Source organism: Rhodanobacter sp. FW101-FHT13A11 (genome assembly GCF_058790335.1).
This window is the reverse complement of sequence record NZ_JBYTCN010000022.1, coordinates 21,869-29,289: the sequence shown is the minus strand read 5'-3', so window position 1 is coordinate 29,289 and position 7,421 is coordinate 21,869. Positions and strand designations below refer to the sequence as shown.

Below are 7,421 nucleotides of genomic sequence, written 5' to 3'. Positions count from 1 at the left end.
CTTGCTCGCCAGCCCGGAGCTACCCCCTCCTAGCCTCCCCCTGCATGCAGGGGGAGGAACCAAAAGCCCGCACCACCACAAAGCCGTGCTCCACCGGCCTTGTAGGGGGAGGCACCAAAACCGGAACACAAAAACGGCGGCCCGGAAGCCGCCGTTTTTGTCACCCAAGTCGGCTCAATGCGAGGCGGCTTTCGGGGCGTCCTTGGCCGTCCACTGCTTCAGCCAGGCGTTCACCGAGTCGTGCCACTGCATGCTGTTGTGCGGCTTCAGCACCCAGTGGTTTTCGTCCGGGAAGTGCAGCAGCTGGCTGGGGATGCCGCGGCGCTGCAGCGCGGTGAACGCGCCCAGGCCCTGGGTGTCGGGGATGCGGAAATCCTTGGCCGAGTGGATCACCAGCATCGGCACGCGCCAGTCCTTGACGTGGTTGAGCGGGTTGAACTTCTCGTAGTTCTCCGGGTGCTCGTACTGGGTGCCGCCGTTCTCGCGCTCCTCGAACCACAGCTCCTCGGTGTCGTAGTACATCGCACGTGCGTCGAACACGCCGTCGTGGTCGACCAGGCACTTCCACGGCTGGTTCCACGCGCCAGCGATCCAGTACACCATGTAGCCGCCGTAGCTGGCGCCTAACGCGCAGGCGCGGTCGCCGTCGAGGAAGCGGTACTTGTCCAGCGCGGCCTTCCAGCCCAGCTTCAGGTCTTCCAGCGGCTTGCCGCCCCAGTCGCCGGAGATCGAGTCGGTGAACGCCTGGCCGTAGCCGGTGGAACCGTGGAAGTTCACCGTCACCACCGCGAAGCCCTGGCCGGCGTAGGTCTGCGGGTTCCAGCGGTAGCTCCAGCCGTTCTCCATCGCGCCCTGCGGACCGCCGTGGATGATGAAGGCGACCGGATAGGTCTTGCCCGGCCGGTAGTCGACCGGCTTCACCACGTAGCCCTGCACGGTCTCGTTGTTCCAGCCCTTGAAGGTGAAGAACTCGGCGTCGCCTACCTTCGCGTTCTTAAGGTCCGCCGCATTGAAGTGAGTGACTTGCTTCAAGCCGCTGCCGTCGGCGGCAGCCAGGTAGACGTCGGCCGGCCGCTTCAGGTCGTCGCGGGTCAGCAGCAGCTTGCCGGCGGCCAGCGAGAAGCCGCCCACCGTGCCTTCGCCGACCAGTTGGCTGACCTTGCCGCTGGCCGCGTCGATCGCGAACAGCGGATGCTGGCCGTTGTCGTCGGCGGTGGCGTACAGCGTCTTGCCGTCGGCGGAAATCGTGAGGCCACCGGGCGAGCGATCCCACTGCGGATCGACCTCGCGCTTCGCGCCGCTGGCCAGGTCCAGCGCCATGATCGCGAAACGGTCCGCCTCGAAGCCCGGGGTCTTCATCGCCAGGTAGTACAGCGTCTTGCCGTCCGGCGAGGCTACCGGGTACGCATCCCACGCCTTGTTCTCAGCGGTGAGGTTCTTTGGTGCGGCCGAGCCGTCCGCCGGCACGCTGTACACGTCGAAGTTGGTCGACCACGGCTCGCTGGCGCCGGCGATGCGCGCGTTGAAGTACACGGTCTTGCCATCCGGCGCGAAGCTGAACTCGTTCTCGTCGCCGAACGGCTTGCTCGGCACATCGCCGTCGATGCCGCGGCTCAGCCGCTTCGGCTCGCCCGCCAGCTGGCCCTTGCCGTCGAAGCGGGCCACGAACAGCTGGTTGCGCCGGCCGTCGGCCCAGGTGTCCCAATGCCGCACGAACAGCTTGTCGTAGAGCGTGCCGCTGGCCTTGTCCTTCGCGCGTGCATCGATGCGCTGCTGGGTGCACGCCAGCGTGGTGCAATCGGCATACACCTCGTACGACAGCAACACCTGCTTGCCATCCGGCGACAGCTTGTAGCCGCCAACGTCCAGCACCCCGTGGCTGACCTGCACGGCGGGAGCATGCTTGGCCAGGTTCAGGCCACCCTCGCCGCCCAGATCCACCCGCCACAACTGCGCCACGCCCTTGGCCGGCGCCACGAAATACAGGCTGCGGCCATCCGCCGACCAGCGCGCCGAACTGCCCTTGTCGACCACCTTCACCGGCTGCCCGCCCTTGGCCAGGTCCAGCACATAGACCGCGCTGACGCCCTTGTTCGCATCGTAGTCGGTACTGCGCACGCCGAACGCCGCGTAACGCCCGTCCGGCGACAGCTGCGGGTCGCTGACCCGATCCATCATCACCAGATCGCGCACATTGAACGCATGCGCGCCTTGTGCCTTCACGAACGTAGTATCCACGGCGGTTTGCGCCATCGCGGGCGCCACCGCCAGCGCAAGCAGCAGCGCGGCAATCAGGGATTTCATGGGGAGCTTCCTCGGGTGGTGAAAGCGGTGACGGTAAGCGGCAAATCCGCCACAGGCAAGTTCTGCCGTGATTGGCACATACGGCAGCACCATATACACGGTTGCTCTGCGAACGCGCGGACTTCATGTCATACGAAGGGTGCCTGCCCGGGTCACGTCGGCCTTCGCAACATCGTCGTGCACAACCGCAGCAATATCGACTGGTGGTCGCATGCTCGCCGTTACACCGACTGCAGAGGCCATGCATACTAAGGGACCGGACAACCGCAGATAGCGACGCATGGACACTCCCGCTCCCACTGAAAAACATTGGCCTTGGTTGTTAGCACTGTCGGCCATTACTGTGTTTGCTGTGGCGCTGCGCTGGTACTACGTAAGCACCGCTTTGGTGCTGGAGCCAGTACGTGGGGATGCTACGCAATATTTCGCGTACGCATGGAACCTGGTGCACCACGGCGTCTTCGCCAAAGACGCGGCGGACGCCGCAATACTCCACCCAGACAACTACCGCGACCCGGCGTACCCCTTCTTTCTGGCGTTCTGGATAAAGATGCTGGGTGCGGGAGATGCGTGGTACGCCGCCGTCCTGCTGTGCCAGGCACTCCTGGGGGCGCTGACAGTTACCCTGGCCACCCAGTTGGGCAAATACTGGCTGCCAACGCGCTGGGCCATCGCCAGTGGCCTGCTGATGGCGGTCTGGCCGCACAGCATCACGATCAACGGCTACCTGCTAACCGAAACGCTGTTCGGGTTCCTGTGCGCGCTCGGGTTGCTGCTGTTCGCCCGGGCATACCGGCGCGGGAGCACGGCATGGGCAGCAGCAGCGGGCCTCGCACTGGGTGCAGCGGCATTGACCAACGCCGTGCTGCTTCCGTTCGGGATCTTGCTGGCAGGTTTCATGGCCTGGCGCAAACTGGCACCCCGAAAAATTTGCATGGCCCTGGCAGTAGGAGCGTTGCTGCTGCCCGGGGTTTGGGCCGTCCGCAATATGCAAATTCCCCCCCCAACCGCCGGCAACTCATCCAAGGACCGCGCCTTGCAGAACTTTGTGCAGGGCTCGTGGCCGAACTATCACGACGCGTATCGAAATTCGATATTTGGCGATGCCGCCACACAAGCAAGCACGCACGACACGCTGCGCGCCGTCGACGAAGAGTACGCGGCACTACTGGACTCGCCCATGGATGGCGCCAGGACAATCATGCGGCGTTTCGGCCAGCATCCCTGGCGCTACGCCGCTTGGTACATGATCGAGAAGCCGCGGGAGCTATGGGGCTGGGGTGTCGTCATCGGACAGGGCGACCTTTACGTCTACCCGACCAAGAATGCACCGTTCCAGATCAACCCACCCTGGATCGCCCTAGCTGCAATTTGCCACGTTCTCAACCTGCCTCTGATGCTGCTGGCACTAACAGGTTTGCTGGTGACGTGGCTGCGTCGACGCGATCTAAGTGAACGAGACACGCCGGTTGGCTACACCTCGCTGATCTCCATGATCTGCATATTGACGTTTGCAACGCTGGTCTACACCACGCTACAGGCCGAGCCGCGCTACTCGATACCGTTCAGGCCATTCGAGATGCTGCTTGCCGTTACTGCATGTTGGGGAGTTTCGTGTTGGCTGAAGCACATGCACGCCAGCAAGCAGAGCACTCCCAGCGCTGCAAGGTGACGGACTCTTAAGCAAGGATCTTGCCTGCACTTGCTGCAAGTGTGATGAATCGCACGCAGCCCAGACTGCGATTGGTACAAAACGTGCCTATCCCAGTGTACTCACAGGGGAGTCCACCATGTTGCGCCAGCGTATTTCCGCCGGTTTCACCTTGATCGAACTGATGATCGTCGTGGCGATCATCGCGATCCTCGCCGCCATCGCCATACCGGCCTATCAGGACTACCTCATTCGAACCCAGGTCACCGAGGGCATGAGTCTGGCAAGCGGGGGAAAGGCCGCCGTTTGGGATTTCGTCTCCAACACCGGGCGCTTCCCGCCCAACAATCAGTCGGCCGGCCTGTCCAAGAGCACGTCGATCTCAGGCAGCTATGTTTCCAGCGTGGAGGTGACGGGTGGCACGGTCAAGGTGACCTATCAGGGGCCCAAGGCCAACGCTCACATCAACGGGGGTGGCATCTATCTGTTGCTTTCACCCACCACCTACTCCGGCAGCATCACCTGGACCTGTACGACCAGCACACTGGATCCAAAGTACCTGCCCTCCACCTGCCGCAGCTAGACGCTCCGGTGCATGTAGCCTCGACGCGTTAATGACAAATTGCGTCACTTACTGCCCAAGAATGACGCGCCTTGTCAACCCGGCATCCAAGTCACAATTTCCCATGTCGGAGGGCGCCTACGGTATTGCTTGCAGGCTTCCGTGACGCTGGGCACAATCCCATCGTCTACGGTTGTGAGTGAATACACCGGCGGCAAACGTGGCATATATGCTGCTTGACTTTGCCGCGAGCTTCCTGGTCGTTCCGACCATGCGAATGGGGTCCGTTCCCGCCTAGGGGGATAAAGGGACTGGAGCTCAGGGGGCATCACACGGTTAGCTAACCAAAACAGAGGAACCACCATGAAGAAGATGCAGAAGGGCTTCACCCTGATCGAACTGATGATCGTGGTTGCGATCATCGCGATCCTCGCCGCCATCGCCATCCCGGCCTACCAGGACTACCTGGTTCGCTCACAGGTGTCCGAAGCTTCGACCTTGGCCGATGGCTCCAAGACAGCGATCTCCGAGTATTACTCCAACCTTGGCGTGTTCCCGGGTGTCCAGGCATCGGCCGGCCTTCCTGCCGTGACCGCTATCAAGGGCAAGTATGTGACCCAGGTTGATGCCACCACTAATCGCGGCGTTATCCAGGTCACGTTCGGCAACAGCGCCAACTCCAACATTTCTGGTCTGAAGTTCGGCCTGTCGGCGATCACTCATACCGGCTCGACTGAGTGGACCTGCGCAAACACCACGTACACCACCATCAGCCCGAAGTACCTACCGACCTCGTGCCGCAAGTAATCGCATCCTTCAAGCAATGATCCCGGAGGGCCGCCCTGTGCGGCCCTTCTCTTTTGATCCGGAACCGTTATGCGATCCCGTGCTGGCACCTTGCTCATCCTGCTACACATTGGTGCGATTCTGGCTATCGCCATCTGGGCCTATCACCCAGGCCTGCGCGGCGGATTCCTGTTCGACGATTTCGGTAACCTGCCGACGCTGGGAGCCACCGGTCCAGTGGACAACTGGCCGGCATTCTGGCGCTACATCACTTCCGGTATCGCCGACCCCACGGGACGCCCACTGACGCTGCTGACGTTCCTGCTCGACGCCCACGACTGGCCTGCGGATCCGCACTCGTTCAAGCGCACCAACCTGATCCTGCACCTGCTCAATGGGATCCTGCTCTACGCCTTGCTGGCCCGACTGGGTCGCCTGCTAGGCCATGATGATCGGCGCAGCCGGATAGCCGCCTCGCTGGGAACCGCGCTCTGGCTACTGCACCCCTTACTGGTCTCCACCACGCTCTACATCGTGCAGCGCGAAGCCATGCTGCCGGCCACCTGCACAATGGCCGGTATGCTGCTTTGGCTGCATGGCCGTGACCTGCTGACCCAGGGCAGGACTGTGACTGGCCTGACCTGGAGTGCACTTGGGCTCGGCGGCTTCACCGCACTCGGGGTAATGGCCAAAGCCAACGGTGCTTTGTTGCCGCTGTTCGCCCTGCTGATCGAGGCCATCGTGCTTGCACCACGGTATCCCATGTCCCTGGGTAGAACACGGCAAGCGTACCGCCTCACCCTGCTTGTATTCGGCGTCATCCCTGCCACCGCCATGCTTGGCTATTTGTCGTGGGTCGGCCTCCATGGCGTGCTTGCCAGTGGCCCGGTCGGATTCCGTCCGTGGAGCGTCGGCCAGCGCATGCTCACCGAGCCGCGCGTGCTGCTGGACTACCTGCAGTTGCTGTGGCTGCCGCGCCCGTTCTCCAGCGGACTGTTCAACGACCAGTACGTCGCCTCGACCTCGTGGCTGCAACCCGCCACCACCCTACCCGCCATGCTGATCGTGCTTGGCCTGATCGGGATTGCCTGGTGGCAGCGTCGACGACACCCCGCGCTCGCCTTGGCCGTACTGTTCTACTTCGCCGGCCAGTTGCTGGAATCCACCTCGATTGCGCTGGAGCTTTACTTCGAGCATCGAAACTACCTGCCCGCCATGCTGATGTTCTGGCCGCTCGGCCTGTGGCTGGCCGACACTCGCAAGCTGCGTTTGCTGAAGTACGCCCTGATGCTGGTGCTGCCGTTGGGTCTGGCCTGGATGACCCATGCCCGCGCCGAGCTGTGGGGCAACGTGCACAGCCAAGCCTTGCTGTGGGCCAGGATCAATCCTGACTCCGCACGCGCTCAGACCAATGCCGCACAGATCGAGATGCAGGCCGGGCAACCGCAAGCGGCCATTGGGCGCCTGGAAAAGCTGCTCGCAAACCAGCCAAGTCAGGTGCAACTCGCCTTCAACCTGATCGGCGCGCGCTGTATGACCGGTGGCATCACGGCCGCCGATCTCGCTGCAGCACAGCTTGCCATGCAGGGCACGCCGAATACCGGCACCCTCTTCGCCAACTGGTTCGAGCGCACGCTGCCTGTGGTGATGTTGGGCGGGTGCCCGGGGTTGACCGCACAAGGCCTGCAGAAGCTGATCGACACCGGGCTTGAGAATCCGAAACTGTCTGCCGCCGGGCCGCAACAAGATCTGACCTACCTGCGCGGCAAGATCGCGCTCGCACAGGGCCAGCCGGATGCGGCTCTGGCCGATTTCAACCGTGCACTCGACCTGCAGGTACGACCCGGCATGGCCCTCGAAGCCGCCGCGACCCTGGGCCGCACCGGCTACCCATCACACGGCCTGCGCTTGCTTGACCATTACGAGGCTGTCAGCGGGAATACTATGAAACCCGGCTTCGGCATGCCATGGCTGCATGAATGGGTGCTCAAGCGCCAACACTACTGGCCGCATGAGCTGGATCACCTGCGCGGCCAACTCACTCTCGACGCGAAGGCTGGCTCCGTGAATACTCCCAATCACTCCTTCCAACCGAGCGCTCCAGATTGACGGACTTTC

The 7,421-nt window shown here is 62.8% G+C and carries 5 protein-coding genes; 4 read left to right on the top strand and 1 reads right to left on the bottom strand.

Annotated features, from left to right (window positions below):
• Positions 1 to 174: 174 nt before the first annotated feature.
• Positions 175 to 2,304 carry a dipeptidyl-peptidase 5 gene (locus AC3WRN_RS16365; RefSeq protein WP_492623777.1) on the bottom strand — a complete coding sequence of 710 codons (2,130 nt, stop codon included), beginning with the start codon at positions 2,302 to 2,304 and terminating at the stop codon, positions 175 to 177.
• Positions 2,305 to 2,584: 280 nt separating this feature from the next.
• On the opposite strand from AC3WRN_RS16365, the gene AC3WRN_RS16360 reads away from it, so the two are divergent.
• From AC3WRN_RS16360 to AC3WRN_RS16345, 4 genes are all read left to right on the top strand, one after another.
• The gene (locus AC3WRN_RS16360; RefSeq protein WP_492623776.1) at positions 2,585 to 3,976 is read left to right on the top strand and encodes a glycosyltransferase family 39 protein; all 1,392 of its coding nucleotides are present in this window, start codon (positions 2,585 to 2,587) and stop codon (positions 3,974 to 3,976) included.
• Between the two features lie 118 nt (positions 3,977 to 4,094).
• A complete protein-coding gene (locus AC3WRN_RS16355) occupies positions 4,095 to 4,538 on the top strand; it encodes a pilin (protein ID WP_492623775.1) in 444 nt (147 codons plus the stop codon).
• Positions 4,539 to 4,880: 342 nt separating this feature from the next.
• Positions 4,881 to 5,324, top strand: coding sequence for a pilin (locus tag AC3WRN_RS16350; protein WP_492623774.1), 444 nt, complete (start codon positions 4,881 to 4,883; stop codon positions 5,322 to 5,324).
• Between the two features lie 90 nt (positions 5,325 to 5,414).
• Positions 5,415 to 7,412 carry a tetratricopeptide repeat protein gene (locus tag AC3WRN_RS16345; RefSeq protein WP_492623773.1) on the top strand — a complete coding sequence of 666 codons (1,998 nt, stop codon included), beginning with the start codon at positions 5,415 to 5,417 and terminating at the stop codon, positions 7,410 to 7,412.
• The last annotated feature ends 9 nt before the right edge of the window (positions 7,413 to 7,421 follow it).